This is a genomic window from Cellulomonas telluris, from assembly GCF_004886325.1.
GTDB classification, from domain to species: Bacteria; Actinomycetota; Actinomycetes; order Actinomycetales; family Cellulomonadaceae; genus Cellulomonas; species Cellulomonas telluris.
The window spans coordinates 159,850-185,840 of sequence record NZ_QXFN01000005.1 but is presented as its reverse complement, the minus strand read 5'-3'; the positions used below and the strand labels follow the sequence as shown (position 1 = coordinate 185,840).

The window sequence follows — 25,991 nt, the reverse complement described above, 5'->3', positions numbered from 1 at the left end:
CCCGATCGGCCCGTCATGACCGTCACCGACCCGTCGCGCGCGCCCGCCGCGCCCGCGACCCGCGTCGCACGCCCGCCCGCGCGTCCGGTGCCGCACCTGCGGCACGAGCGAGCCCTGCTGCGCGAGGGGCACACCTACGTGGCCGGCATGGACGAGGTGGGCCGCGGGTCGCTGGCCGGTCCCGTGTCGGTCGGTGTCGTGGTCGTCGACGCCGCGACCCGCTCCGCCCCCCGCGGGGTCGCCGACTCGAAGCTGCTCACACCGGCCGCGCGCGAGCGCCTGCTGCCCGCGCTCGGGCGCTGGGGCGTCGCCCGTGCCGTCGGGCACGCCAGCGCTCAGGAGATCGACGAGCGCGGCATCGTGGCGGCGCTGCGGCTCGCGGGCACGCGGGCGCTCGCGGCGGTGCTCACGGTCGTGGAGCGGGTCGACGTGGTGGTGCTCGACGGGTCCCACGACTGGCTGACGCCGCCCGCGCCCGACCTCTTCGGGACGCAGGACGAGCTGTTCGGCGACCTGCTGCGCGTGGCGGTGCCGCGCGTCCACAAGCGCGTCAAGGCGGACCGCACGTGCGCGAGCGTGGCAGCGGCGAGCGTGCTCGCCAAGTGCGAGCGGGACGCGCTCATGGTCCGGTACGCGCAGGAGCACCCGCACTACGGCTGGCACGAGAACAAGGGCTACTCGGCACCCGAGCACGCCGCGGCGCTGCGCCTGCACGGCCCCAGCCCGCTGCACCGTCGCTCGTGGCGGCTGCCGGAGCCTAAGGAGGCGCCGCCCACGACGAGCGGCCCCGGCTGGGTGCTGGAGGCGCTGCTCGACGACGGGCTCGGGACCGCCTGAGCGGCGGCGCGGACCGCCGTGCGCGGGCGTGCGACCCGGTGTGATGGGGGATGATGGTCGCGTGAGCGCCGAGGACCTGGAGAACTACGAGACCGACATGGAGCTCGCGCTGTACCGCGAGTACCGAGACGTCGTCGGCCTCTTCTCGTACGTCGTCGAGACGGAGCGGCGCTTCTACCTGGCGAACCACGTCGACCTGCAGGTGCGGTCCGCGGCGGGCGAGGTCTACTTCGAGCTGGCCCTGGTCGACGCGTGGGTGTGGGACGTGTACCGGTCGGCGCGGTTCGTGAAGTCGGTGCGCGTCGTCACGTTCAAGGACGTCAACGTCGAGGAGCTCGCCAAGGCCGAGCTCGACCTCGGGTCCGGGACGGCGTTCCCGCGCTGACGCCGGTCGCCTCCGGGCGGTCGCTCCGAGGCCGCTGAGCCGCCCACAGCCCGCCTCCACCCGTCCTCCCCCCACCGACCGCGCAGCCCTGGCGCCACGGCTCCGGCCGTGCCGCGAGGGTCGTCGCCGGAGGTGGTCGGCGTGCGCGTGACGGACGCGGTGGGACGGTACGGCGAGGACGTGGCGGCGAGGTTCGTCACCGAGGCCGGGTGGCGGGTGCTGGACCGCAACTGGCGGTGCGCCGAGGGCGAGCTCGACATCGTCGCGCTCGACGGGGACGAGCTCGTGGCGGTCGAGGTCAAGACGCGCCGGTCGGCCGCCTACGGCCACCCCGCGGAGGCGGTGACGGCCCGCAAGCTCGCACGGCTGCGGCGCCTGACCGCGGCGTGGCTGCGCGCGCACGACGTCCAGGCGCGCTCGGTGCGCGTCGACGTCGTCGCCGTGACCCTGCCGCCCCGGGGTCGCGCGCACGTCGAGCACCTGCCGGGGGTGGTCTGAGTGCTCGGGCGCACCTGCGCCGTCGCGCTGCTGGGCCTGCAGGGGCACGTCGTGGAGGTGGAGGCCCACCTCGCCGCGTCGCTGCCCGCGTTCACGCTCGTCGGGCTCCCGGACGCCGCCCTCGCCGAGTCGCGCGACCGCGTGCGCGCGGCGGTGACCTCGTCCGGCATGGCCTGGCCGAACCGGCGGATCACGGTGAACCTGTCCCCGGCGACGCTGCCGAAGGCGGGGTCGGGGTTCGACCTCGCGGTGGCGGTCGCCACGCTCGCCGGTGCCGGCCTCGTCGACGCCGCGAGCGCCGCCGCATGGGTGCACGTCGGCGAGCTGGGCCTGGACGGCCGGGTGCGGCCGGTGCGCGGCGTCCTGCCCGCCGTGGCCGCGGCGGTGGCCGCCGGGCGCCCGCGCGTCGTCGTGCCCGCGGGGAACGCCGCCGAGGCGGCGCTCGTCCCCGGCGCCGAGGTGCTCGCCGCCGAGCACCTCGCCCAGGTCGCCGCGCGTCACGGGGCGGACGTCGAGGTGCCGGACGTGGACGTGGTCCGCGCCGTCCCGCTCGCGACCGCCGCCGCGACGGCCCTCGACCTCGCGGACGTGCGCGGGCAGGAGGAGGCACGGGTCGGCGTGGAGGTGGCCGCCGCCGGCGGCCACCACCTCCTGCTCGTCGGCCCTCCGGGCACGGGCAAGACGATGCTCGCGGCGCGGCTGCCCGGGCTGCTGCCCGACCTGGACGACGCCGACGCGGTCGAGGTCACCGCGGTCCACTCCGTGGCAGGCACGTTCGACCCCGCGCGCGGGCTGCTGCGTCGGCCACCGTTCGAGGACCCGCACCACACCGCGACACCGGCGAGCGTCGTCGGGGGCGGGTCCGGCCTGGCGCGGCCCGGCGCCGCGTCCCGTGCGCACCGCGGCGTGCTGTTCCTCGACGAGGCGCCGGAGTTCGCGACAGGCGTCCTGCAGACGCTGCGACAGCCCCTCGAGCACGGCGAGGTCGTGCTGCACCGGGCCGGCGGGGCCGCGCGGTACCCCGCGCGGTTCCAGCTCGTGCTGGCCGCGAACCCGTGCCCGTGCGGCCGGGCCGTGGGCAAGGGGCTGGACTGCACCTGCCGTCCGGAGCAGCGTCGCCGGTACTTCGGCAAGCTCTCGGGGCCGCTGCTCGACCGGGTCGACCTCCAGCTCGACGTGCCGCCGTCGCGTGCGAGCGACAGGCCCGGCGAGGGGACGGCCGTCGTCGCCGCCCGTGTCGCGGCCGCCCGGGCCGCGCAGCACGAGCGCTGGGGGAGTGCCGGCTGGCGCGCGAACGCGGAGGTGCCGGCGCGCGCGCTGCACCGCACCCTCGGTGCGGACGCGCGCCTGCTGGCGGACCTGCACCGCAGCGTCGACCGGGGCACGCTCAGCCTGCGCGGGGCGGACCGCGTGCTGCGCGTCGCGTGGACCGTCGCCGACCTCGAAGGACGTGCCGCGCCGACGCGCACGGACGTGGCGCGCGCCCTGGCGCTGCGGACGCGGGGGCACGGCGCGTGAGCGGCGGCGCGGACCGGGAGGCGCGCGCCGCGTGGAGCGCGCTCGTCGAGCCCGGGGACGAGGTGGCGGGCGCGCTGGTGAGCACGTGCGGCGCGGCGCCCGCGCTGGCGTGGGTGGACGCGGCGCTCGCCGCCGGCCGGCCAGACTGGGGCTGGCTGCACGCCCGCGCCGGGGAGACGGGCGATCCCACCCGTCGTCGCGTCACCGCCGCCCTGCGGAGGTGGGCCGTCCGGCGGCCGCACGTCCACGCCGGGCGCGACCGCGAGGCCGCCGCGCGGACCGGCGCGCGGGTGGTCGTCCCCGGCGACGCGGAGTGGCCGCGCGGGCTCGACGACCTCGGTGCTGCTGCACCCTTCGCGCTCTGGGTGCGCGGTGAGGCGCCCCGTGCGGACCGCTCGGTCGCGCTGGTCGGCGCGCGCGCGTGCACGCCGTACGGCGAACGGGTCGCGCTCGACCTGGCCGTGGACCTCGCGCGCCAGGGGTGGCAGGTCGTGTCGGGCGGTGCCTACGGCGTCGACGCGGCTGCGCACCGGGGAGCCCTGGTCGGCGAGGGGCGCACGCTGGTCGTGCTCGCGGGCGGCGTCGACCGCGCGTACCCCGTGGGCAACGCCCGCCTGCTCGAGGAGGTCGTGCACAGCGGCGGCGCCCTCGTCAGCGAGGTGCCGCCCGGGGCCGTCCCCACGCGGAGCCGGTTCCTGCAGCGCAACCGGCTGATCGCCGCGACGTCGCGCGCGACCGTCGTCGTCGAGGCCGCCTGGCGGTCGGGTGCCGCGAGCACAGCGCACCACGCGGCGCGCCTGCTGCGTCCTGTCGGTGCCGTGCCGGGGCCGGTGACCTCCGCCGCGTCGGCCGGCTGCCACAGGCTGCTGCGCGACGGGGTCGCGACGTGCGTCACGGACGCCGCCGAGGTGGTCGAGCTCGCGGGCGACGTCGGCAGCGGTCTCCACGCGCCCGACGCAGGTGCACGGGAGCCGCAGGACGAGCTCGGCCCCCTGGCCCGCCGGGTGCTCGACGCGGTGCCGCGGCGCGGCGCACGGAGCACCCACGACGTCGCCGTGCGAGCCGGCACGACGGCCGGCGAGGCGCGTGACATGCTCGGCCTGCTCGAGCTCGACGGCCTCGTCCGCCGCGGCGCGGCCGGTTGGGTGGTGGCCGAGGAGGATGAGCGGACCCGAGGGTGAAAAAAAGCGGCGTTCAGGGGAATCCGCGCCTTCGAAACGGACATTGTCGGCGGATTCCGTCAGCGCGCTTTCCCGTCGTTCTCCGAGCGTCTTGTGAAGGCATGGTGACGGGCGCCACCTTAGGAGCATGTTCATGGCGGAGATCACGGCGAGGGCCCCCGAGAGGGCCCAGCTGCTCGCCGACTTCGCCCTCCACCTGCGCGCGCAGCGGGCGCTCTCCGAGAACACGGTCCGCGCCTACCTCGGCGACCTGGAGCACCTGTTCGCGCACGCGGTGCGGCACGGGGTCAGCCGGCTGGACCAGGTCGACCTCGCGGTGCTCCGCGGGTGGCTCGCCGCGATGGCGGGGGCCGACCGCAGCCGGGCGACGCTCGCCCGCCGGTCGGCCGCCGCCCGCACCTTCTTCCGCTGGGCGGTGCACACCAGCAGGCTCGCGACGGACCCCACCCTGCGGCTGGCGTCGGCGCGCAGCGGTGCCCCGCTGCCGACCGTGCTCGCCGTCGAGCCCGTGACGCGGCTCCTCGACGCGGCGCGGGAGCGCGCCCAGGACGACGACGACCCCCTCCTGGTGCGCGACTGGGCCGCCCTCGAGCTCCTCTACGGCACGGGCGTGCGCGTCGGCGAGCTGTGCGGCGCGGACGTCCCGGACGTCGACCTCGGCACCCGCACGCTGCGCGTGCTCGGCAAGGGGGGCAAGGAGCGCGTCGTGCCGTTCGGGCTCCCCGCCGCACGTGCCGTCGACGCGTGGCTGGCCGGGGCGCGTCCGCGCCTGGTCCGGGAGGGGACGCCGCCGGCGCTCCTGCTGGGTCGTCGCGGCGGACGCGCGGACCAGCGCCAGCTCCGCTCGGTCGTCCACGCGCTGGCCGCCGCCGTCGGCGTCGACGACATCGCCCCGCACGCCCTGCGGCACACGGCGGCGACGCACCTGCTCGAGGGCGGCTCCGACCTGCGCTCGGTGCAGGAGATGCTCGGGCACGCGAGCCTCGCGACGACGCAGCGCTACACCCACGTGTCCGCCGAGCGGCTCCGCTCGGCCCACCGCCTCGCCCATCCACGGGCGTGAACGCCGTAGTCCAGCCCGGACGTCCCGGGCACCGCCCCGCCCCTCCCCGCCCGACCTCGCCCCGCACGGGCACCAGCACAGAGACGGAGCCGACGATGACGGCACTGCAGGACGCCACCGTCGGGACCCCGGCACCCGCCCCGCTGCGCGCCTACCGGCCGGGCACCGCCCCCGCGGGCCTCGTCCCGCAGCAGCGCACGACCGCCGGCGCAGCCGCGAGCGAGGCGACGCAGGCCCCCGTGCCCGCGGGCCCTGTCGCCGTCCCGCAGGCGGACGACGTCGAGGCGCTCTGGGCCCGGTACGAGCAGGAGCGCTGCAGCCGGGCGCGGGAGCAGCTGATCCTGCACTACGTGCCGCTCGTGACGGCCGTCGCCGGCCGCCTCGGCATGCGCCTGCCGTCCAGCGTGGAGCACGCCGACCTCGTGTCCTACGGGATGTTCGGGCTGATCGACGCCATCGAGAAGTACCGCACCGAGCGTGCCGTGAAGTTCGAGTCGTACGCCTCCTCCCGGATCCGCGGGGCCATCATCGACGAGCTGCGGGCGATGGACTGGGTGCCGCGGTCGGTGCGCACGAAGGCCCGGGCCGTGGACCGCGCCTACGGCGAGCTCGAGGCCACGCTGCACCGGGCGCCCACCGAGGCGGAGGTCGCCCAGCGGCTCGACCTGCCCGTGAACGAGCTGCGCGCCGTCTACACGCAGCTGGCCGCGGTCAACATCGCGGCCCTCGACGAGCTGCTCGCGGGCTCGGACGACCGCCCGGGTGCGGGCACGCTCGCCGACACGCTGGGCGACCGGCGTGCGGAGGACCCTGCCGGCTCGGTCGAGGCGCAGGAGACGAAGTACCTGCTGGCGCGGGCGATCGAGTGCCTCGGCGAGCGTGAGCGGCTGGTCGTCGTCCTCTACTACTACGAGAGCATGACGCTCGCCGAGATCGGGCGTGTGCTCGGCGTGACGGAGTCGCGCATCTCCCAGATCCACACCGCGGCCATGGTCCGGCTGCGCACGCGCCTGCTCGACGCCGAGCGCGCCTGAGACGCCGGCGGCCGCACCTACGGTTCCCCTCGTCCGAGGGGCAGGAGCACCACGGGCCCGGCCCCGGGCAGGAGCGCCCAGGGGTCGACGTAGCGCTCGCCCTCCCGCACGCCCCAGTGCACGCACGTGCCCACGCAGTGGCCGCCGTCGGCCGCCGTGCCCAGGGTGTCGCCGGCGCGCACCCGGTCGCCCGCGGTCACCGCCGGCGTCAGCGGCTCGAGGCTGCTGCGCCGCCCGTCGGGGTGGAGCACCGTCACCACGCCGCGCCCCGCGACGGGACCCGCGAACGTCACGACGCCGTCGGCGGGCGCGAGCACGCGGGCTCCCGCGGGAGCGGGCAGGTCCACGCCGCGGTGGCCGGCGGCCCACGGCTCGGGCGGCGCCTCGAACGCGCGGGTCGGGGCTCGCACCCCCTCGACGGGCGGACGGTAGACCACGACGGTGGCCGGCTCCGAGGGGACGCCGGCGTCCGAGGGCGGCGCGACCACGCCCGCGGCGAGCGCGCCGAGGACGAGCGTCACCAGGGCGCCGGCCGCACGCCGCGCGCCCGCCCGGGGCGGAGGGTGCGCCACGCCCGCGCGCTGTGCCCCGACCGCCGGGCGACCTCCGGGACGGGCCTCCCGCTCCCGCCCGAGGGCGCGACGCACGTCGTCGCACCGCAGAGCGGCGCGAGCGGGGCCGGGGGACCTGAGCGATGGACGGGGCGGCATGCGACCACGATGGACGCCGCACCCGCAGGTGCGGAGCACCGCCGCCGAGGGCTGTGGACGGGGCTGCGGTGCCGGCCGGCTGTGGTCGGCCGGGACCCCGACGAGGGCAGGTGCCGTGGTGCGTTAGACTTTCCCCACGACCGGCCCGTGCCGGTCGAATTCGCGTGCCATGACCCGGTCCTGACCGGACGTCGTCCCGCACGGTCCGGGCCCTCGGGCCCGGTGCGGACGGCGGGTGGCACCAGGGGACCGGCCGCCGGCCGGACCGACAACCGAGACCGCGGGCCCCGGCCCGCACGAGTGCGCGCGCCTGGCCGGCGCGCGCCGGGAGGACGTGTCATGGCCGTCGTGACCATGCGCCAGCTGCTCGAGAGCGGTGTCCACTTCGGGCACCAGACCCGCCGCTGGAACCCCAAGATGAAGCGCTTCATCTTCACCGAGCGCAACGGCATCTACATCGTCGACCTGCAGCAGTCGCTGTCGTACATCGACCGTGCGTACGACTTCGTGAGCCAGACCGTGTCGCACGGTGGCTCGATCCTGTTCGTCGGCACCAAGAAGCAGGCGCAGGAGCCCGTCGCCGAGCAGGCCGCCCGCGTCGGCATGCCCTACGTGAACCAGCGCTGGCTGGGCGGCATGCTCACGAACTTCTCGACGGTCCACAAGCGCCTCCAGCGCCTCAAGGAGCTCGAGCAGATCGACTTCGACGACGTCGCGGCCTCGGGCCTGACGAAGAAGGAGCTGCTCGTCCTGCGCCGCGAGAAGGACAAGCTGACGAAGACGCTCGGCGGCATCCGCGACATGGCGAAGGTGCCCTCGGCGATCTGGGTCGTCGACACCAACAAGGAGCACCTGGCCGTCGACGAGGCGCGCAAGCTCGGCATCCCGGTCGTCGCGATCCTCGACACCAACTGCGACCCGGACGTCGTCGACTACCCGATCCCGGGCAACGACGACGCGATCCGCGCCGTCCAGCTGCTCACCCGCGTGATCGCCGACGCGGCCGCCGACGGCCTCATGAAGCGCCACTCGGGTGGCGCCGCCGCCGCGACGCAGGGTGCCGACGCCGACGCCGAGCCGCTCGCCGAGTGGGAGCGCGAGCTCCTCGCCGGTGCCGAGGCCGGCCTGCAGGACCCGGCGCTCGCGCCGGAGGCCGTCGACGCCGCTGCCGCCGCCGCGGGCGACCCGCAGCAGGCCGCGGGCGAGGCCGGTCCGGCCGAGTCGGCCACCGCGCCCGGCCAGGACGCCGCCCCCGCCGTCGAGGCCGCTGCCGCCGGCGAGGCGCGCGAGGAGGCCGCTGCGCAGGACGAGCAGGCCTGACGCACCGACGCACACCCGCGGGTGCGGCGCGCGCGACCGCGCCGCACCCGCCCCGGCCCGCGGACCTGCGGGACCGGCCAGAACGTAAGGACGGACGGAACTGATGGCGAACTACTCGCTGGCCGACATCAAGGCGCTCCGCGAGCGGACCGGTGCCGGCATGCTCGACGTCAAGAAGGCGCTGGAGGAGGCCGACGGCGACGTCGACAAGGCGCTCGAGATCATCCGCGTCAAGGGCCTGAAGGGCGTCGGCAAGCGCGAGGGCCGCTCGGCCTCCGACGGCCTGGTCGCCGCGAACGTGGCGCCGACGGCCGACGGCGAGGGCCAGACGGGCGTGCTCGTCGAGGTCAACTCCGAGACCGACTTCGTCGCGAAGAACCAGACGTTCATCTCGCTCGCGGAGCGCGTGCTCGCCACGGCCGTCGCCTCCGGTGCGGCCGACGCCGAGGCGCTGCTCGCCGCGGACGCCGACGGCACCCCGCTGCAGACGGTGGTCGACGAGACCGCCGCGACGCTCGGCGAGAAGGTCGTCGTCCGCCGCGTCGCGCGCCTCGCCGGCGAGCACGTCGAGGTCTACCTGCACAAGGTCAACAAGGACCTCCCGCCCCAGGTGGGCGTCCTCGTCGCCACGGACGCGGCCGGCGCCTCGGTCGCCCGCGACGTCGCCACGCACATCGCGGCGTTCTCGCCGTCGTACCTGACGCGCGACGAGGTCCCGTCGGACATCGTCGAGAACGAGCGCCGCATCGCCGAGGAGACGGCCCGCAACGAGGGCAAGCCCGAGGCCGCGCTGCCGAAGATCGTCGAGGGCCGCCTCAACGGCTTCTTCAAGGAGTCGGTCCTGCTGGACCAGGCGTTCGCGAAGGACAACAAGAAGACGGTCGGCCAGGTCGTCGCCGAGGCCGGCGGCACGGTCACGGGCTTCGTGCGCTACCGCGTCGGAGCCTGAGCACGTCGTGAGGGCGGTGGCCCCGGTCCGGACGGACCGGGGCCACCGCCGCACCGGGAGCCCGCGGTCCGCCGGGCGCCCCGCGTCGACCCAGCGGCCACCCGCGCCCCGTGCGCGACCGACGAGGAGGACCCCGTGACCGAGCACCCCACCGGCGGCCCGCAGGCCGCACCCGCGACCGGCACGTCCTCCCCGGGCGCACGTGGCGCCGAGCAGGTGCAGGCGCGCCGCGTCCTGCTCAAGCTGTCGGGCGAGAGCTTCGGCGGCGGCGCGGTGGGCCTCGCGGTGCCGATCGTGCGCCGCATCGCGGGGGAGATCGCCGCGGCCGTGCGCGACGGGGTCCAGGTCGCGATCGTCGTGGGCGGCGGCAACTTCTTCCGTGGTGCGGAGCTGCAGGTCGGCGGCATGGACCGGGCCCGAGCGGACTACATGGGCATGCTCGGCACGGTCATGAACTGCCTCGCGCTGCAGGACTTCCTCGAGCAGGCCGGTGTCAGCACCCGCGTGCAGACCGCCATCACGATGGGTCAGGTCGCGGAGCCGTACATCCCGCTGCGGGCCATCCGGCACCTCGAGAAGGGGCGCGTCGTCATCTTCGGCGCGGGCGCCGGCCTCCCGTACTTCTCCACGGACACCGTGGCGGTGCAGCGTGCCCTGGAGACGCACTGCCAGGAGGTCCTCATGGGCAAGAACGGCGTCGACGGCGTCTACACCGCCGACCCGCGCCGGGACCCCACGGCCCGCAAGCTCGACCACCTGACGTACACCGACGCGATCGTCGGCGAGCTGGGGGTCATGGACACCTCGGCGCTGAGCCTGTGCCGCGACAACGACGTGCCGATGCGCGTGTTCGGGCTCGAGGAGCCGGGCAACGTCACGCGCGCGCTCGAGGGTGAGAAGATCGGGACGCTCGTCACCGCGAGCTGACCGCACCCCACCGGCACCGCCCACCGCGGCCGGCACAGACATCACGAAGGAGCACCGGTGATCGACGACACACTCCTCGAGGCCGAGGAGAAGATGGACAAGGCCGTGGAGGTCGCGAAGGAGGACTTCGCGGCGATCCGCACGGGCCGCGCGAACGCGGCGATGTTCGCCAAGGTGTTCGTCGACTACTACGGCTCGCCGACCCCGCTGCAGCAGCTGGCGTCGTTCAACGTCGTCGAGGCGCGCACGATCCTGGTCTCGCCGTTCGACAAGTCGTCGATGACGGCGATCGAGAAGGCGCTGCGCGACTCCGACCTCGGCGTGAACCCGACGAACGACGGCAACGTCGTGCGCGTCGTGCTGCCCGCGCTCACCGCGGAGCGGCGCAAGGACTTCGTCAAGCTCGCGAAGAGCAAGGCGGAGGACGCCCGCATCTCGGTGCGCTCAATCCGCCGGCGCGCCAAGGAGGAGCTCGACCGGATCGCGAAGGACGGCGAGGCGGGCGAGGACGAGGTCGCGCGTGCGGAGAAGGAGCTCGAGGCCCTGACGAAGCGCCACGTCGACCTCGTCGACCAGCTGCTCGCGTCCAAGGAGAGCGAGCTGCTCGAGGTCTGATGACACAGCTCGCCGCCCCCCGCAGCTCCAGCCCTGGACGCGACCTCCCGGCCGCGGTCACGGTGGGCGTCGTCCTGCTCGGCGTCGTGGCGGCCTCGCTGTTCATCCGCAAGGAGGCGTTCGTCGCCCTCGCGGTGCTCGCCGTCGGGGCAGCGGTCTGGGAGCTCGCCCAGGCCCTGACCCGCCGGTCGATCCACCTGCCCGTGCTGCCCCTGCTGGTCGGCACGGCGGGCGTCCTCGTCTCGGCCTACACGGCCGGTCCGGAGGCGCTCTTCGTCGCGTTCCTGCTCACGGTCGGCGGGGCGGTGGTCTGGCGCGTGCTGGACGGCAGCGGCGAGTCGGCGCTGCGGGACGCCACGGCCGCCACGTTCGCGGCGGCCTACCTGCCGTTCCTCGCGGGCTTCGTCATGCTGCTGCTGGCGGAGCCCGACGGGCCCACGCGCGTCGTCCTCTTCATCCTGCTGGCGGTCGCGTGCGACACCGGTGGCTACGCGGTCGGCAGCCTGCTCGGCCGGCACCCGCTCGCGCCCACCGTCAGCCCCAAGAAGTCGTGGGAGGGCCTGCTCGGCTCGCTCGTCCTCGCGTGCGTCGTGGGCGTCGTCGGGGTCCAGCTGGCGTTCGGCGGCGAGCCGCTCGTCGGCGTCCTGCTCGGCCTGGGCACCGTCGTGAGCGCCACGCTGGGCGACCTCGCCGAGTCCATGCTCAAGCGGGACCTCGAGCTCAAGGACATGGGCCGCCTGCTCCCGGGTCACGGCGGCGTGCTCGACCGGCTCGACTCGCTGCTGCTCACCGCCCCGACGGTCTGGGTCCTGCTGACCGTCCTGGTTCCCGCGGGCTGAGCCCGTCCCGCGCGCCGCATCCGCCCGCGCCGCGCCCCCGGCCCCACCGGGCCGCCCGTCCGTCCGTCCCGTCCGCCACGCGCGGGAGAGGAGCCCCGTCGTGAACCCCACGCCGGTCCGTCTGGATCTCAGCGCCCCCATGCGCGGCGCCCGCGGCAAGCCGCCGCGCCACTTCGTCGACCTCACGCCCGAGGAGCGCGTCGAGGCCGTCCAGGCGCTGGGGGAGAAGCCCTTCCGCGCCAAGCAGCTCGCGACGCACTACTTCACCCACCTGACCGCCGACCCGGCGGCGATGACCGACCTGCCCAAGGCGAGCCGGGACGTGCTGGTCGCGGACCTGTTCCCGCCGCTGCTGACCGAGAGCCGCACGCTCACGGCGGACCAGGGCACGACGGTCAAGACGCTGTACCACCTCTTCGACGGCACCAAGGTCGAGTCCGTCCTCATGCGGTACGCCAACCGCGCGACCCTGTGCGTCTCGAGCCAGGTCGGCTGCGGCCTCGCCTGCGCGTTCTGCGCCACGGGCCAGATGGGCCTGACGCGGAACCTGTCGACGGCCGAGGTCGTCGAGCAGGTGCGGCAGGCCGCGCGCGCGCTGGCCGCCGGCGAGATCCCGGGCGGTGCGACGCGCCTGACGAACGTCGTGTTCATGGGCATGGGCGAGCCGCTGGCGAACTACAAGACCGTCATGGCCGCGGTCCGCCGCCTCGTGGCGCCCGCCCCGGACGGGCTCGGGATGTCGGCGCGCAACATCACGGTCTCGACGGTCGGCCTCGTGCCGGCGATGGACAAGCTGGCCGGCGAGGGCATCCCCGTCACGCTCGCGCTGTCGCTGCACGCGCCCGACGACGAGCTGCGCAGCGAGCTCGTCCCGGTGAACACCCGCTGGACCGTCGACGAGGCGCTCGACTCCGCCCGCCGGTACTTCGACGTCACCGGCCGCCGCGTGTCGATCGAGTACGCGCTCATCCGCGACGTCAACGACCACGCGTGGCGGGCCGACCTGCTCGGCGAGAAGCTCGTCGCCCGCGGCGGCACGGGCTGGGTGCACTGCAACCCGATCCCGCTCAACCCGACACCGGGTTCGCGCTGGACGGCGAGCGATCCCGAGGTCGAGCGGGAGTTCGTGGCACGCTTGCGCGCGCACGGCATCCCCACGACCATCCGGGACACGCGGGGCAGCGACATCGACGGCGCGTGCGGCCAGCTCGCGGCGGAGGAGGACGAGTGAGCGACGGGATGTTCAGGACCGTCACCGGGCTCCGGCGCGGCTACGACCCGGACGAGGTCGACGAGTTCTTCTCCCACGCACGCTCCCTCTACGAGCAGGGCCCGGCGAACGGGCTGTCCAGCGCCCAGGTGCGCGACGTCGCGTTCGACATGGTCCGCGGCGGCTACGTCACGGCCGCGGTCGACGCGGCCCTCGACCGGCTGGAGGCGGCGTTCGTCGCGCGTCACCGGGCGCAGTTCATCGCCGAGCAGGGCCAGGACGCCTGGATGGCGCACCTCGGGACGCAGGCGCGCACGCTCTACGGGCGGCTCGGGCGCCCGGACGGCGACCGGTTCGCCCCGCCGGAGGGCCGTCAGCCGGGCTACGAGCCGGCGGACGTCGACGCCCTGTGCCACCGGCTCATCGCCTACTTCGACACGGGTGCCCCGCTGACGGCCGCCGAGCTGCGGTCGGCGACGTTCCGGCGGCGCAACGGCCGCAACGGCTACGCGGAGGGCCCCGTCGACGCGTTCGTCGCCCGGGCGGTGGAGGTCCTGCTCGGCGTCGAGTGACCGCCGCGCGGCACGGTCGCCGGCCGCCCTCTGCGAGGATGGCGGTCGTGAGCCAGCGCAGCGTCGTCGTCCTCGGGTCCACCGGATCGATCGGGACGCAGGCCCTCGACATCGTGGCCCGCAACCCGGAGCGGTTCGTCGTGACCGCGCTGTCGGCGGGCGGCGCCCACACCGACCTGCTCGTCGAGCAGGCGCGTGCGCACCGGGTCCCCGTCGTCGCCGTCGCGGACGAGCGCGCGGCCGACCGCGTGCGGGACGCACTGCCGGGCACGAGGGTGCTCGCCGGGCCGCGGGCCGCCGAGGAGGTGGCCGGCTCCGGCGCGGACGTGGTCCTCAACGGCATCACCGGCTCGGTGGGGCTGCTCCCGACCCTCGCGGCCCTGCGCGGAGGCAGCACGCTCGCCCTCGCCAACAAGGAGTCGCTGGTCGTCGGCGGCGCCCTCGTCCACGCCGCGGCCGTCCGCCCCGACCAGATCGTGCCGGTCGACTCCGAGCACTCCGCGCTGGCGCAGGCGCTGCGAGGCGGGCGTCGTGCCGAGGTGCGACGCCTGGTCCTCACGGCGTCGGGCGGGCCATTCAGAGGGTGGGACGCGGACGCGGTGAAGGCGGCCAGCCCGGCGCAGGCGCTCGCGCACCCGACCTGGGCGATGGGCCCGGTCGTCACGGTCAACTCGGCGAGCCTGATGAACAAGGGCCTGGAGCTGATCGAGGCGCACCTGCTGTTCGACGTGCCCGTGGACGACATCGCGGTCGTGGTGCACCCGCAGTCGGTGGTCCACTCGATGGTGGAGTTCGTGGACGGCTCCACGATCGCGCAGGCGTCGCCGCCGGACATGCGCCTGCCGATCGCGCTCGGCCTGGCCTGGCCGGACCGGGTGCCCGGTGCCGCGGCGGGCTGCGACTGGTCCACGGCGACGTCGTGGACGTTCGAGCCGCTCGACGAGCAGGTCTTCCCGGCGGTGCGGCTCGCGCGGGAGGCGGTCGCGGCGTCCGCGACCCACCCGGCGGTGTTCAACGCGGCGAACGAGGAGTGCGTCGACGCGTTCCTCGGGGGGCGGATCGGGTTCGGCGACGTCGTCGGCACCGTCGCGCGCGTCCTGGAGGAGCACAGCGGCACGCCGGCCGCCGCGCTGACCCTCGACGCCGTGCTCGGCGCGGAGGAGTGGGCCCGGGCGCGGGCGGGCGAGGTGCTGGCGCGCGCCTGACGCCGCGCGACTCAGCGGGGGAGCCGGCGCGCGAGCAGCCCGGCGAGGGCGGGCACGCGCCCGCGGCGCTCCTCGGCGCGGTCCGCCCACGCGGCGGCGGCGTCGCGGACCGCGGGCGGCACCGCGAGCCGGGACGGTTCCGCCGGCCGGCGCACCCACGGGAGCTCGGTCAGGGCGGATCCGGCGCCAGTGACCAGGTCGGCGAGGACGCGTCCGGCGAGGTTCGCGAGGGCGGGACCCCCGACGCCGGCACCGACGCCCCAGGCGATCCCGCTGCCCGCGTCCAGGCCGACCGCCGGGCGGCCGTCGCCCGTCACGCCGTGCCGGGCGGTCCACACGTGCGTCACCGCGTGGTGCCGCACCGCCGGGAGCAGGTCGGCCACGCGCAGGAGGTCGTCGGGCGCGCCGCCGGCGACCAGCCGGTCGTCCGTGCTGCGCACGAGCTGGAGCGGGCGGTGCCGGTCCTCGACGACCGTCACGCCGGGCGCGAGCCCCACCTCCTGCCACACCTCCTCGGGCAGCGGCTCGGTGGCCAGCGCGCCCGAGCGGACGACCGACGCGGCACCCGGCGCGCCCGGGACCGTCGTGGCCCCGGTCGTGACCACGACGCGCGGCGCCCGCACGACCCCGTGCACGGTCGCGACGGCGCCCGGCGAGACGCGCAGCGCGGCCGTGCGCTCCGCGACGCGCGCTCCTCGGGCCTCGAGCACGTCCAGCAGCCCCCGCTGCAGCCGGACGGGGTCGACGTGCGCGCCGTCCGGGCTCCAGGTCGCCGCCAGGACCCCCTCGGCCCGCACGTGCCGGGCCGCGCCCACGCCGTCCAGCAGGCGTTCCTCGTCCCCCAGGCGGGGAGCGGCGGCCGCGCGTGCGGCGACGCGGTCGACGGCCGGGAACGTCCGGGCCAGGGTCACCAGCCCGCCGTAGCGGAACCCGGCGTCGACCTGCTCGGCGGCCAGCACGCCGCCCACCTCCACGACCGAGTCCCGCAGGGCCGCGCGCAGGTCCCGCTGCCGGTCCTCCTCGACGTCCTCCCGGCCGGCGTCGGGGTCGCCGAGGGGCCGCGTCGGCACCGCGCCGGCCAACCGACCGCCGGCGCCCGCCCCCGCCCGGTCCGCGTCGAGGACGAGGACGTCGAGCGACGGGTCGGCCTCGAGCAGGTAGTAGGCGGTCCAGACGCCGGTCGACCCCGCCCCGACGACGACGACGTCCGCGGTCGTGTCGCCGTCGAGCGGAGGGCGCGGGCGGCCCGCCGCCGGGTCGCCGGCGACGAGCCGGTCCCACCACAGCACGGCGTGCGGTGCGTCCGCGGCCGTCCCGCGCCCCTCGAGCTGGTGCACCCGGCCAACGTACCGGCGCGGCACCCGGGTGACGCTCCCAGGTGGCTCCCAGGAGGCGGGCGCACCCTGGCGCCGGCGCGGGCTAGCCTGTCCGCGCGCGGCGCGTCGGACGCCGTGGACCGGGACGCGCCGTCGGCGCGGGAGTCGAGGGGGTGGGCACGTGGAGGCGCTGGTCGGCGTTCTCGTGTTCGTCGTCGTGCTGCTGGCGTCGATCGCGCTGCACGAGGTCGGGCACATGGTGCCGGCGAAGCGGTTCGGCGTGCGCGTGAGCCAGTACATGGTCGGCTTCGGGCCCACGCTGTGGTCCCGGACCCGCGGGGAGACGGAGTACGGGCTCAAGGCGATCCCGCTCGGCGGCTACGTCCGCCTCATCGGCATGTACCCCCCGGACGAGGCGGTCGGGGCGCGTGCCCCCCGCACGTGGGCGCAGCGGCTCGCCGCGGACGCACGCGCCGCGAGCGCCGAGGAGATCCGGCCGGGGGAGGACCACCGGGCCTTCTACCGGCTGTCCACGCCGAAGAAGCTCGTGGTCATGCTCGGCGGCCCGGTGATGAACCTGTTCATCGCGGCGGTCCTCGTCGTGGTCGCGTACGTCGGGATCGGAGTGCCGACGCTCGTGCCGACGCTGTCGTCGGTGTCCGAGTGCGTCGTCCCGGCCGACGCACCGGCCGATCGCGGCTGCACCGCGGACGACCCGCAGGCCCCCGGCGCGGCCGCGGGCCTGCGCCCCGGCGACACCGTCGTGTCGTACGACGGCAGGCCGGTCGAGTCCTGGGAGCAGCTCACGGGCCTGATCCGTGGCTCCGGCGGCGAGGCGGTGCCCGTCGTGGTCGAGCGTGACGGCGACCGCGTGGAGCTGTCCGTGACCCCGGTCGTCGCCGAGCGTCCCGTCACCGCCGACGACGGCTCCGTCGTGACCGACGACGACGGCGCCGTCGTGACCCGCCCCGTCGGCTTCCTGGGCGTGACGCCGTCCGAGGAGGTGCAGCGCCAGTCGGTGAGGTCGGCGCTCGCCTTCACCGCGGCGCGGACGTGGGACACGGTCTCCGTGGTGGGGACGCTGCCGGGCCGCGTCGTCGACCTGGTGCGGACCACCGTCACCGGGGGCGAGCGGGACGACACCTCGATCGTCGGCATCGTGGGGGTCGGGCGGTTCGCCGGCGAGATCGCCTCGCTGGAGACCCAGACCCTCGCGGTCCGCGCGGCGGGCCTGCTGTCGACGCTGGCGATGCTCAACCTCGCGCTCTTCGTCTTCAACCTCATCCCGCTGCCGCCCCTCGACGGCGGGCACGTGGCGGCGGCCCTCTGGGAGGGCGCGCGGCGCCAGGTGGCGCGCGTGCGGGGCGGCGAGCGTCCCCGTCCCTTCGACACCGCGCGTCTCGTCCCGCTGGCGTACTCGGTCTTCGTCGTGCTCGGCGCGGTCGGGCTGCTGCTCGTGTACGCGGACATCGTCAACCCCGTCACGATCCTGTGACGTCGGCCACCGTGCCGCGTCGCCGCAGGTGAGCCACGTGAGGGCTCGGTGAACGTCCGGCGGGACGGGCCGGTTCGCGTCCGCTCGGTGGGATGATGGACGCGTGAGCACCCCGATCAGCCTCGGCATGCCGCAGGCACCGGCGCCGGTCCTCGCCCCGCGCCGGAAGTCCCGCAAGATCCGCGTCGGCAAGGTCGAGGTCGGCGGCGACGCCCCGGTCTCGGTGCAGTCGATGACCACGACCCCGACGACCGACATCAACGCGACCCTCCAGCAGATCGCCGAGCTGACGGCCGCCGGGTGCGACATCGTGCGCGTCGCGGTCCCCAGCCAGGACGACGCGGAGGCGCTGCCTGCCATCGCGCGCAAGTCGCAGATCCCGGTCATCGCCGACATCCACTTCCAGCCGAAGTACGTGTTCGCCGCGATCGACGCCGGCTGCGCGGCCGTCCGGGTCAACCCCGGCAACATCCGCAAGTTCGACGACCAGGTCAAGGAGATCGCGAAGGCGGCCGCCGACGCCGGCACGTCGATCCGCATCGGCGTCAACGCCGGCTCGCTCGACCCGCGCCTGCTCGCGAAGTACGGCAAGGCGACGCCCGAGGCGCTCGTCGAGTCGGCGGTGTGGGAGGCGTCCCTCTTCGAGGAGCACGGCTTCCACGACTTCAAGATCTCCGTGAAGCACAACGACCCGGTGGTCATGGTGCGCGCCTACGAGCTGCTCGCCGAGCGCGGGGACTGGCCGCTGCACCTCGGTGTCACCGAGGCCGGTCCGGCCTTCCAGGGCACGATCAAGTCGGCCACGGCCTTCGGCGCCCTGCTCAGCAAGGGCATCGGCGACACCATCCGGGTCTCGCTGTCCGCGCCTCCCGTCGAGGAGGTCAAGGTCGGCATCCAGATCCTGCAGGCGCTCAACCTGCGTCCCCGCAAGCTCGAGATCGTCTCGTGCCCGTCGTGCGGCCGTGCGCAGGTCGACGTCTACACGCTCGCCGAGAAGGTGACCGCCGGCCTCGAGGGCATGGAGGTCCCGCTGCGCGTCGCCGTCATGGGCTGCGTCGTCAACGGGCCGGGCGAGGCGCGCGAGGCGGACCTCGGCGTCGCGTCGGGCAACGGCAAGGGCCAGATCTTCGTCAAGGGCGAGGTCGTCAAGACGGTGCCGGAGTCGATGATCGTCGAGACGCTCATCGAGGAGGCCATGCGCATCGCCGACACGATGGAGCCGAGCGAGGGCGGCTCGCCCGTCGTCTCCGTCGGTTGACGTCGCGGCACCGGCCGGGCGCGGTCCGGCGCTCTGCGGCATGATCGGCTCATGACGGCGGCGCACGTGACCGCGCTCGGGGGGCGCACCGGGGCAGCGGTCCTCGCGGACGAGGACGTGCCCGCGGCCCTGGCCGTCTGCGCCGCCGACCCGGTCGGCTCCGTGCTGGCGTCGAGCCGGCTCGAGCAGGCCGCCCTGACGGGACTGCGCCGCGCCGGGGGCGAGCTGTGGGGCTACGCCGAGGACGACGCGCTGCTGGCCGTCTGCTGGGTCGGGGCGAACCTCGTGCCCGTCCTCGCCACGCACGACGACGCCGCCACGGCGCGCGCCCTCGCGGCGTTCGCGGATCTCGGGCGGACCCGCGGCCGGCGTTGCTCCTCGATCGTCGGCCAGGCCGAGGGCGTGCTCGGCCTGTGGTCCCGGCTGCGCGGGTCCTGGCCCGCCGAGCGCGAGGTGCGCGCGAGCCAGCCGTCGATGGTCATCGACCACGAGCCGGCCGTCGCGCCGGACCCCGCCGTGCGCCGCTCGGTCCCGACCGAGTACGACGCCGTGCTCCCGGCCTGCATCCGCATGTTCACCGAGGAGGTCGGGTACTCCCCGGCGAGCGGTCCCGGAGGGCCCTACGAGCAGCGCGTGCGGCTGCTCATCGAGCAGGGTCGGTCGTTCGTGCGCATCGACCCCGGGGGCGGCCCGTGGCGCCGCCCGCGGGTGGTCTTCAAGGCCGAGGTGCCCGCCGTGGCCGGGGGAGTCGCGCAGGTGCAGGGCGTGTGGGTGGACCCGGAGCGCCGCGGTGAACGGCTCTCGGAGCGCGGCATGGCCGCCGTCGTCGAGGCCGCGCGGGCGGACCTCGCGCCCACGGTCTCCCTGTACGTGAACGGGTACAACACGCGGGCCGTCCGCGCGTACCAGGCGGTGGGCTTCCGCCAGGTGGGGGAGTACGCCACCGTCCTCTTCTGAGGGCGCGGGCGGGTCAGCGCAGCAGGCGCGAGAGCCGGCGGTCCGCGAGCGGCTTGCCCCCGGTCTGGCAGGTCGGGCAGTACTGCAGGGACGAGTCGGCGAACGAGACCTCGTGCACCGTGTCCCCGCACGGCACGCCGTCCCACCCGGGGCACGGCTCACCGGTGCGGCCGTGCACCCGCATCCCCTGGCGTTTGCCGTCCTTCAGCTCCGCCGCCGGCTTGCCCGACGCCGCCTCCACCGCCTCGGTCAGCACCGACCGGATCGCGGCGTGCAGGCGCTGCGTGCGCGCCTCGTCGTACGAGCGCGTCGGCGCGAACGGGCTCGTGCGGGTGACGAGCAGGATCTCGTCCGAGTACGCGTTCCCGATGCCTGCGATGGTGCCCTGGTCGCGCAGCAGGCCCTTGACCTGCTGGTTGCGTGCCGCGAGCAGCTCGCCCAGCAGCTCCGGCGTGAACGCGTCCGACAGCGGCTCGACGCCGAGGGTCGCGATCTGCGGCACCTCCGCGGGGTCGGCCACGACGTGCACGGCCAGGCGCTTGCGCGTCCCCGCCTCCGTCAGGTCGAACCCGGAGCCGTCGTCGAAGCCCACCCGCAGCGCGATCGGTGACTTCCCCGGGCGGGCCGGGCGCTCGGGGAGGGCGTCGTACCAGCGCACCCAGCCGGCGCGGGACAGGTGCCACACCAGGTGGAGCACGCCGTCCGCGGGCGTCTCGACGGCCGCGTCGAGCCACTTGCCGTGCCGGCCGACGTCGAGCACGGTGCCGCCGCGCAGCGCCGTGGGCGCGGGACGGAACGTCTTCAGCGCGCTGATCGCCGCGACCTCGACGCGCGTGAGGGTGCGGCCGACCGTGCGCCCGCGCAGGTACCGCGCGAGCGCCTCGACCTCCGGCAGCTCGGGCACGGGGCCATCGTGGCGCACGGCACCGACAGCGCGCACGCCGTCGGCAGCGCCCGCACCCGGCACGGAGCGCCCTGCCCCGGCCACTAGGCTCCCTCCCATGCTCCTGCGCATGTCCACGCTCTTCGTCCGCACCCTGCGCGAGGACCCTGCCGACGCCGAGGTGGCCAGCCACAGGCTGCTCGTGCGCGCCGGGTACATCCGCCGCGCCGCACCCGGCATCTACACCTGGCTGCCGCTCGGGCTGCGCGTGCTCGCGAAGGTCGAGCAGGTCGTCCGCGAGGAGATGGCCTCGATCGGCGCGCAGGAGGTGCACTTCCCGGCGCTGCTGCCGAAGGAGCCGTACGAGGCGACGGGGCGCTGGACCGAGTACGGGCCGAACATCTTCCGGCTCAAGGACCGCAAGGACGGCGACTACCTCCTCGCGCCCACGCACGAGGAGATGTTCACGCTGCTGGTCAAGGACCTGTACTCGTCGTACAAGGACCTGCCGCTCGCGCTGTTCCAGATCCAGACGAAGTACCGGGACGAGGCGCGGCCGCGCGCCGGCCTCATCCGCGGCCGCGAGTTCGTCATGAAGGACGCGTACTCCTTCGACGTGGACGACGAGGGCCTGGCCGCGTCCTACGAGGCGCAGCGCGGCGCGTACCAGCGGATCTTCGACCGCCTGGGGCTCGAGTACGTCATCGTGGCCGCCACGTCGGGCGCGATGGGCGGGTCGCGGTCCGAGGAGTTCCTGACGCCGACGCCGATCGGCGAGGACACGTTCGTGCGCTCCGCGGGCGGGTACGCGGCCAACGTCGAGGCCGTCACCACCCTCCCGCCCGAGCCCCTCGACTGGGCGGACGCACCGGCCGCGCACGTCGAGGACACCCCCGGCACCCCCACCATCGAGACCCTGGTCGCGCACGCGAACGCGCACGTGCCGCGCCCCGACCGGTCCTGGACCGCCGCCGACACCCTGAAGAACGTGGTGCTGGCGCTCGTGCACCCCACGGGCGAGCGCGAGCTCGTCGTGGTCGGGCTGCCCGGCGACCGCGAGGTCGACCTCAAGCGGCTCGAGGCCGGCGTGGCTCCGGCCGAGGTCGAGCCGGCCGGGGACGCGGACTTCGCGGCGCACCCCGAGCTCGTGCGCGGGTACATCGGCCCCGGCGTGCTCGGCCCGAACGCGCCGGTCGGCGACGACGGCGAGCGGACGTCCGTGCGCTACCTGCTGGACCCCCGCGTCGTGCCCGGCACGCGTTGGATCACCGGGGCGAACGAGCCCGGGCGGCACGTGTTCGACCTCGTCGCGGGCCGTGACTTCACCGCGGACGGCACCGTCGAGGCCGCCGAGGTGCGTGCCGGCGACCCCGCGCCCGACGGCTCGGGCCCGCTCGAGCTCGCGCGCGGCATCGAGATCGGCCACATCTTCCAGCTCGGCCGCAAGTACGCGCAGGCGCTGGGGCTGACCGTCCTCGACCAGAACGGCAAGTCCGTCGTGGTCACGATGGGCTCCTACGGCATCGGGGTGACGCGCGTCCTCGCCGCGCTCGCCGAGGCGAACCACGACGAGCGCGGGCTGGCGTGGCCGGCGCACGTCGCGCCGGCGCACGTGCACGTGGTCGCGACCGGCAAGGACGCCGCGGTCTTCGAGGCGGCGGAGGCGCTCGCCACGACGCTCGCGGCGCGTGGCGTCGAGGTGCTCTACGACGACCGGCCGAAGGTCTCGCCGGGCGTGAAGTTCGCCGACGCGGAGCTGCTCGGCGTGCCGCTGGTCGTCGTCGTGGGCCGCGGCCTCGCCGACGGCGTCGTCGAGGTGCGTCCGCGTGCCGGCGGCGCCGCCGAGCAGGTCGCGGTCGAGACGGCCGCGGACCACGTGGCCGAGCTCGTCGACGGGCTGCTCGCGGGCTGACGGCGGTCCGCCCGCCGGGCGCTCAGCCGACCGGCTCGGCCGCGAGCTCGGGCATCCCGGGGAAGGGGACCGGTGCGGCTCCCCGTGCGGCCGCGGCGGCGTGCGCGTCGCGCAGCCCGGCGACGAGCGCCGCGCGGCCACCGGGAGGCGCGACCGCCACCGCGGTCGCGTAGGCGTCGGCGACGGCGGACTCCACCCGGCGGGCCAGGTCGTCGAGCACCGCGGCGTCGTCGAGGGCGGCGGGCAGCGCGTAGGCGGCGCGCCGGGGGTCGGCCGGACGGCCGGCGACGCCGGCCGCCACCGCCCAGCCGTCCGCTGCGGCGCGGTGCCGTGCGGCGGTGCTGGAGGCGTCCGTCCGCGCGTCCCCGGTACGCCGCGCGGCGAGCACCTCGAACGCGTAGGCGGCCTCGTCGTGCGCCAGCGCGAGGCCGGCGAGGGCGTCGGCGTCGGCCCGCGCCGCCGGGGTCGACGTCGGCGTGGCGGTGGCGGTGGCGGTGGCCGTCGGCTCCGCCTCGGCCGTGTCCTCGCCGGGGGCCGGCAGGGGCAGCCCCGCGGCGGTGGCCAGGCGCTCCGCGAGCTCCGCCCGGGACGTCGCCACCGACGCGACGAGGCGCGCGAGAGGGCCGTCGGGCACCGCGTCCGCGTCGGTCGTGGCCGTGGCCGCGTCCTCCACGAGCTCGGACAGCAGGCCGGCGGCGTCGGGCAGGGGGCTCGGCACCGGGGTCGTGGACGGCGACGGCTGCGGCAGCCCCGAGTCGTACACGCCGCCCGCCTCCTCGGCGTGGCGCGCGGAGTGCGCGGCGACGTCCTCGAGCACGTCGCGCACCGGGCCCTCGGGCGCGGCCGCGGCGAGGCCGTCGGCGTCCGCCGCCAGGTCGAGGGCGTCGGCGACCGTGCGTCCGCGCACCTGCTCGACGGCGTCGGGGCTCGGCTCCGTGGGGGGCGGCGTCTCCAGGCGGAGGCCGCACGCCGCGAGCGGGAGCACCAGGGCGACCACGACCAGGGCGCGGCGGCGCGCCGTCCGGCGGGAGGGGGCGGGGGAGGCGGGGCGGTCCATCGGGCGCGATCCTCCCACGCGGGACGGGCGCGGCCGTGCAGGGACGGGGCGCCCGCCGTGAGTCGTTAGGCTGGGGTCCCACAACGTCACAAGGGTCGCCGCTCGTGCCGCCCGCGCCGAGAGCCGACAGGAGGCCGCGAAATGGTCGCGCCAGCAGCCGCACCCCGGGTGCGTGAGGTCGTGGAGCCCGCCGTCACGGCGGCCGGGCTCCTGCTGGAGGGGCTGGAGGTGGCCGGCACCGGGGCGCGCGCCGTGGTACGCGTCGTGGTGGACCTCACCGCGGAGGACGACGGCGAGCTCGACCTCGACCGCATCGGCGAGGTGACGCAGGCCGTGTCGGACGCGCTCGACGCGACGGACGTCCTGCCCGGTGCGTACACGCTCGAGGTCAGCAGCCCCGGCGTGGACCGCCCCCTGACGCAGCCGCGGCACTGGCGGCGCGCGATCGGGCGGAAGGTGACCCTGGTGCGCGGCGACGGCGGGGTCGTCGCCGGCCGGCTCGCCGAGGTCGGTGCGCAGGACGAGCCGGACGTCGTGGTGGTGCCGGTGACCGACCCGGGCAAGGGGCGCCGGCCCAAGGAGCTGCCGCCCGTCACGGTCCCGTGGTCGGACGTGCGCTCCGGACGGGTCGAGGTCGACCTGAGCGGTGTCGGCACGGACGACGACGTGGCGGACGACGACGTGGAGACGGAGGGCTGACGTGGACATCGACATGCAGGCGCTGCGCCTGATCGAGCGCGAGCGGGAGATCAGCCTCGACGTGCTCGTGGAGGCGATCGAGCAGGCGCTCCTCTCGGCGTACCACCGCACGCCGGGTGCCCAGCAGCGCGCCCGGGTGGAGGTGGACCGGCGCACCGGGCACGTGACGGTGTGGGCGAAGGACCCCGTCGACCCCGAGAGCCCCGACGCGGAGACGCCCGAGTACGAGGACACGCCCGCGGGCTTCGGCCGTATCGCGACGTCGACCGCACGCCAGGTCATCGTCCAGCGCCTGCGCGACGCCGAGGACGACCAGGTGCTCGGCCAGTTCCGCGGCAAGGCGGGGGAGGTGCTGGGCGGCGTCATCCAGCAGGGGCGTGACCCGCGCACGGTGCTGGTCGACCTCGGCGGTGTCGAGGCCGTCCTGCCGCAGCACGAGCAGGTGCCGGGCGAGCGCTACGTCCACGGCGAGCGCCTGCGCGGGTACGTGCTCGACGTCGCGCGCGGCCCCCGCGGCCCGCAGATCACGCTCTCGCGGACCCACCCCAACCTCGTCCGCAAGCTCTTCGCGCTCGAGGTGCCGGAGATCGCGGACGGGACCGTCGAGATCACCGCGCTGGCGCGCGAGGCGGGCCACCGCACCAAGATGGCGGTGCGCGCGATGGTGCCCGGCGTGAACGCGAAGGGTGCCTGCATCGGCCCCATGGGCGGGCGGGTGCGCGCGGTCATGGCCGAGCTGCACGGCGAGAAGATCGACATCGTCGACCATGCCGACGACCCGGCGGAGATGGTGGCGCACGCCCTGTCGCCCGCGCGTGTGCTGTCGGTCACGGTCGTGGACCCCGACGCACGAGCCGCCCGCGTGGTCGTGCCGGACTACCAGCTGTCGCTCGCGATCGGCAAGGAGGGCCAGAACGCCCGCCTCGCGGCCAAGCTGACGGGCTGGCGCATCGACATCCGCTCCGACGCGCAGGAGGCCGACGCCGAGGGCCAGGGACGGTCCGAGGACGCGACGGACGGGACGTCCGGTCACGTCCGGTGAGGCGGCGCGGTAGACTGACGGAGGCTGGGTCGGACGCCCGGCTCTCCTCGCCGAGCAGGCGGACCCCCGATCCCGTGCATCCCGTGCCCGAACCGGGTCCCGTCCGCACGTGCGTGGGGTGCCGCTCGACCGGTCCGAGATCGGCCCTGCTGAGGGTGGTGCTGGGACGCGACGCCACGGGTGAACCCGTGCTCGTCGTGGACGAGCGCCGCCGGATGCCGGGACGGGGTGCGTGGCTGCACCCCGAGGAGCACTGCCTCGAGCTCGCCGTCCGACGGCGCGCGTTCGGCCGGGCCCTGCGCCACGCAGGCCCGGTGGACACCGAGGTGGTCGCCCGAGCGGTCGCACGGCACGCCGGCGACCAGCAGCCACAGCCGCAGCACGACGGCGCCGGGGACATCCCGGTGTCGACCGTCGACAGGGAAAGCGGGTTGGAAGCCGATGGCGACCCGATGAGCACGCAGCGATGAGTGCCCAGCGATGAGTACCCAGCACTAACGACGGTCCGA

General features: G+C 75.8%; 26 protein-coding genes. 22 read left to right on the top strand and 4 right to left on the bottom strand.

Features of this window, described 5'->3' with window-relative positions; all coding sequences use genetic code 11:
- The first annotated feature begins 15 nt into the window (after positions 1-15).
- The 7 genes from rnhB (at position 16) to FB586_RS16395 (ending at position 6,516) form a co-directional block, all read left to right on the top strand.
- Positions 16-837: a ribonuclease HII gene (gene rnhB / locus FB586_RS16425; protein WP_136520422.1), complete on the top strand. Its 822-nt coding sequence runs from the start codon at positions 16-18 to the stop codon at positions 835-837.
- 61 nt (positions 838-898) lie between these two features.
- Positions 899-1,222: a DUF2469 domain-containing protein gene (locus FB586_RS16420; RefSeq protein ID WP_136520421.1), complete on the top strand. Its 324-nt coding sequence runs from the start codon at positions 899-901 to the stop codon at positions 1,220-1,222.
- A gap of 141 nt (positions 1,223-1,363) precedes the next feature.
- Positions 1,364-1,720, top strand: a complete 357-nt coding sequence (locus tag FB586_RS16415; protein WP_136520420.1) for a YraN family protein — start codon at positions 1,364-1,366, stop codon at positions 1,718-1,720.
- Positions 1,721-3,238, top strand: a complete 1,518-nt coding sequence (locus tag FB586_RS16410) for a YifB family Mg chelatase-like AAA ATPase (protein ID WP_136520419.1) — start codon at positions 1,721-1,723, stop codon at positions 3,236-3,238.
- Positions 3,235-4,419 (top strand): DNA-processing protein DprA, encoded by a 1,185-nt coding sequence (gene dprA / locus FB586_RS16405; RefSeq protein WP_136520418.1) that lies wholly within the window; start codon positions 3,235-3,237, stop codon positions 4,417-4,419. Before FB586_RS16410 ends, dprA begins: the two co-directional genes overlap by 4 nt.
- A gap of 133 nt (positions 4,420-4,552) precedes the next feature.
- Positions 4,553-5,482 (top strand): tyrosine recombinase XerC, encoded by a 930-nt coding sequence (locus tag FB586_RS16400; protein WP_136520417.1) that lies wholly within the window; start codon positions 4,553-4,555, stop codon positions 5,480-5,482.
- A 95-nt stretch (positions 5,483-5,577) separates the two neighbouring features.
- Positions 5,578-6,516: a FliA/WhiG family RNA polymerase sigma factor gene (locus FB586_RS16395; RefSeq protein WP_187697884.1), complete on the top strand. Its 939-nt coding sequence runs from the start codon at positions 5,578-5,580 to the stop codon at positions 6,514-6,516.
- Between the two features lie 17 nt (positions 6,517-6,533).
- Here FB586_RS16395 and FB586_RS16390 read toward each other — a convergent pair whose 3' ends face one another.
- Positions 6,534-7,088: a M23 family metallopeptidase gene (locus FB586_RS16390; protein ID WP_246036854.1), complete on the bottom strand. Its 555-nt coding sequence runs from the start codon at positions 7,086-7,088 to the stop codon at positions 6,534-6,536.
- A 477-nt stretch (positions 7,089-7,565) separates the two neighbouring features.
- Here FB586_RS16390 and rpsB point away from each other — a divergent pair, with 477 nt between their 5' ends.
- From rpsB to dxr, 8 genes are all read left to right on the top strand, one after another.
- Entirely contained in the window at positions 7,566-8,546 is a 981-nt protein-coding gene (gene rpsB, locus FB586_RS16385) for a 30S ribosomal protein S2 (protein WP_136520415.1), read from the top strand.
- Between the two features lie 103 nt (positions 8,547-8,649).
- The gene (tsf, locus tag FB586_RS16380; protein WP_136520414.1) at positions 8,650-9,495 is read left to right on the top strand and encodes a translation elongation factor Ts; all 846 of its coding nucleotides are present in this window, start codon (positions 8,650-8,652) and stop codon (positions 9,493-9,495) included.
- Between the two features lie 216 nt (positions 9,496-9,711).
- Entirely contained in the window at positions 9,712-10,422 is a 711-nt protein-coding gene (gene pyrH / locus FB586_RS16375) for a UMP kinase (protein WP_136520782.1), read from the top strand.
- A gap of 57 nt (positions 10,423-10,479) precedes the next feature.
- Entirely contained in the window at positions 10,480-11,037 is a 558-nt protein-coding gene (gene frr / locus FB586_RS16370) for a ribosome recycling factor (protein ID WP_136520413.1), read from the top strand.
- Entirely contained in the window at positions 11,037-11,876 is an 840-nt protein-coding gene (locus FB586_RS16365) for a phosphatidate cytidylyltransferase (protein WP_136520412.1), read from the top strand. Before frr ends, FB586_RS16365 begins: the two co-directional genes overlap by 1 nt.
- Before the next feature lie 100 nt (positions 11,877-11,976).
- Entirely contained in the window at positions 11,977-13,107 is a 1,131-nt protein-coding gene (gene rlmN / locus FB586_RS16360) for a dual-specificity RNA methyltransferase RlmN (protein ID WP_136520411.1), read from the top strand.
- Positions 13,104-13,658 carry a DivIVA domain-containing protein gene (locus FB586_RS16355; RefSeq protein WP_136520410.1) on the top strand — a complete coding sequence of 185 codons (555 nt, stop codon included), beginning with the start codon at positions 13,104-13,106 and terminating at the stop codon, positions 13,656-13,658. Before rlmN ends, FB586_RS16355 begins: the two co-directional genes overlap by 4 nt.
- A 38-nt stretch (positions 13,659-13,696) precedes the next feature.
- Entirely contained in the window at positions 13,697-14,863 is a 1,167-nt protein-coding gene (gene dxr, locus FB586_RS16350) for a 1-deoxy-D-xylulose-5-phosphate reductoisomerase (protein WP_136520409.1), read from the top strand.
- Positions 14,864-14,874: 11 nt separating this feature from the next.
- On the opposite strand, the gene FB586_RS16345 is transcribed toward dxr, so the two are convergent.
- Positions 14,875-16,200 carry an NAD(P)/FAD-dependent oxidoreductase gene (locus FB586_RS16345; protein ID WP_168800587.1) on the bottom strand — a complete coding sequence of 442 codons (1,326 nt, stop codon included), beginning with the start codon at positions 16,198-16,200 and terminating at the stop codon, positions 14,875-14,877.
- 160 nt (positions 16,201-16,360) lie between these two features.
- Between FB586_RS16345 and FB586_RS16340 the strand changes: the two genes are divergently transcribed.
- The 3 genes from FB586_RS16340 (at position 16,361) to FB586_RS16330 (ending at position 19,889) form a co-directional block, all read left to right on the top strand.
- Positions 16,361-17,674: a M50 family metallopeptidase gene (locus tag FB586_RS16340; RefSeq protein WP_136520407.1), complete on the top strand. Its 1,314-nt coding sequence runs from the start codon at positions 16,361-16,363 to the stop codon at positions 17,672-17,674.
- 127 nt (positions 17,675-17,801) lie between these two features.
- Entirely contained in the window at positions 17,802-18,932 is a 1,131-nt protein-coding gene (ispG, locus tag FB586_RS16335; protein WP_187697892.1) for a flavodoxin-dependent (E)-4-hydroxy-3-methylbut-2-enyl-diphosphate synthase, read from the top strand.
- Between the two features lie 51 nt (positions 18,933-18,983).
- The gene (locus FB586_RS16330; protein WP_136520405.1) at positions 18,984-19,889 is read left to right on the top strand and encodes a GNAT family N-acetyltransferase; all 906 of its coding nucleotides are present in this window, start codon (positions 18,984-18,986) and stop codon (positions 19,887-19,889) included.
- 13 nt (positions 19,890-19,902) lie between these two features.
- On the opposite strand, the gene FB586_RS16325 is transcribed toward FB586_RS16330, so the two are convergent.
- Entirely contained in the window at positions 19,903-20,793 is an 891-nt protein-coding gene (locus tag FB586_RS16325; RefSeq protein WP_136520404.1) for an Fpg/Nei family DNA glycosylase, read from the bottom strand.
- Positions 20,794-20,890: 97 nt separating this feature from the next.
- On the opposite strand from FB586_RS16325, the gene FB586_RS16320 reads away from it, so the two are divergent.
- Positions 20,891-22,684, top strand: coding sequence for a proline--tRNA ligase (locus tag FB586_RS16320; RefSeq protein WP_136520403.1), 1,794 nt, complete (start codon positions 20,891-20,893; stop codon positions 22,682-22,684).
- 22 nt (positions 22,685-22,706) lie between these two features.
- Here the strand turns inward: FB586_RS16320 and FB586_RS16315 are convergent, their stop codons facing one another.
- Entirely contained in the window at positions 22,707-23,741 is a 1,035-nt protein-coding gene (locus FB586_RS16315) for a DUF4439 domain-containing protein (RefSeq protein WP_136520402.1), read from the bottom strand.
- Between the two features lie 141 nt (positions 23,742-23,882).
- Between FB586_RS16315 and rimP the strand changes: the two genes are divergently transcribed.
- The 3 genes from rimP to FB586_RS16300 are packed head-to-tail and all read left to right on the top strand — an operon-like array spanning position 23,883 to position 25,952.
- Positions 23,883-24,440 carry a ribosome maturation factor RimP gene (gene rimP / locus FB586_RS16310; RefSeq protein ID WP_136520401.1) on the top strand — a complete coding sequence of 186 codons (558 nt, stop codon included), beginning with the start codon at positions 23,883-23,885 and terminating at the stop codon, positions 24,438-24,440.
- A gap of 1 nt (position 24,441) precedes the next feature.
- Positions 24,442-25,482, top strand: coding sequence for a transcription termination factor NusA (nusA, locus tag FB586_RS16305; RefSeq protein WP_136520400.1), 1,041 nt, complete (start codon positions 24,442-24,444; stop codon positions 25,480-25,482).
- Positions 25,479-25,952 carry a YlxR family protein gene (locus tag FB586_RS16300; RefSeq protein WP_136520399.1) on the top strand — a complete coding sequence of 158 codons (474 nt, stop codon included), beginning with the start codon at positions 25,479-25,481 and terminating at the stop codon, positions 25,950-25,952. The genes nusA and FB586_RS16300 overlap by 4 nt, the downstream gene beginning before the upstream one ends.
- The last annotated feature ends 39 nt before the right edge of the window (positions 25,953-25,991 follow it).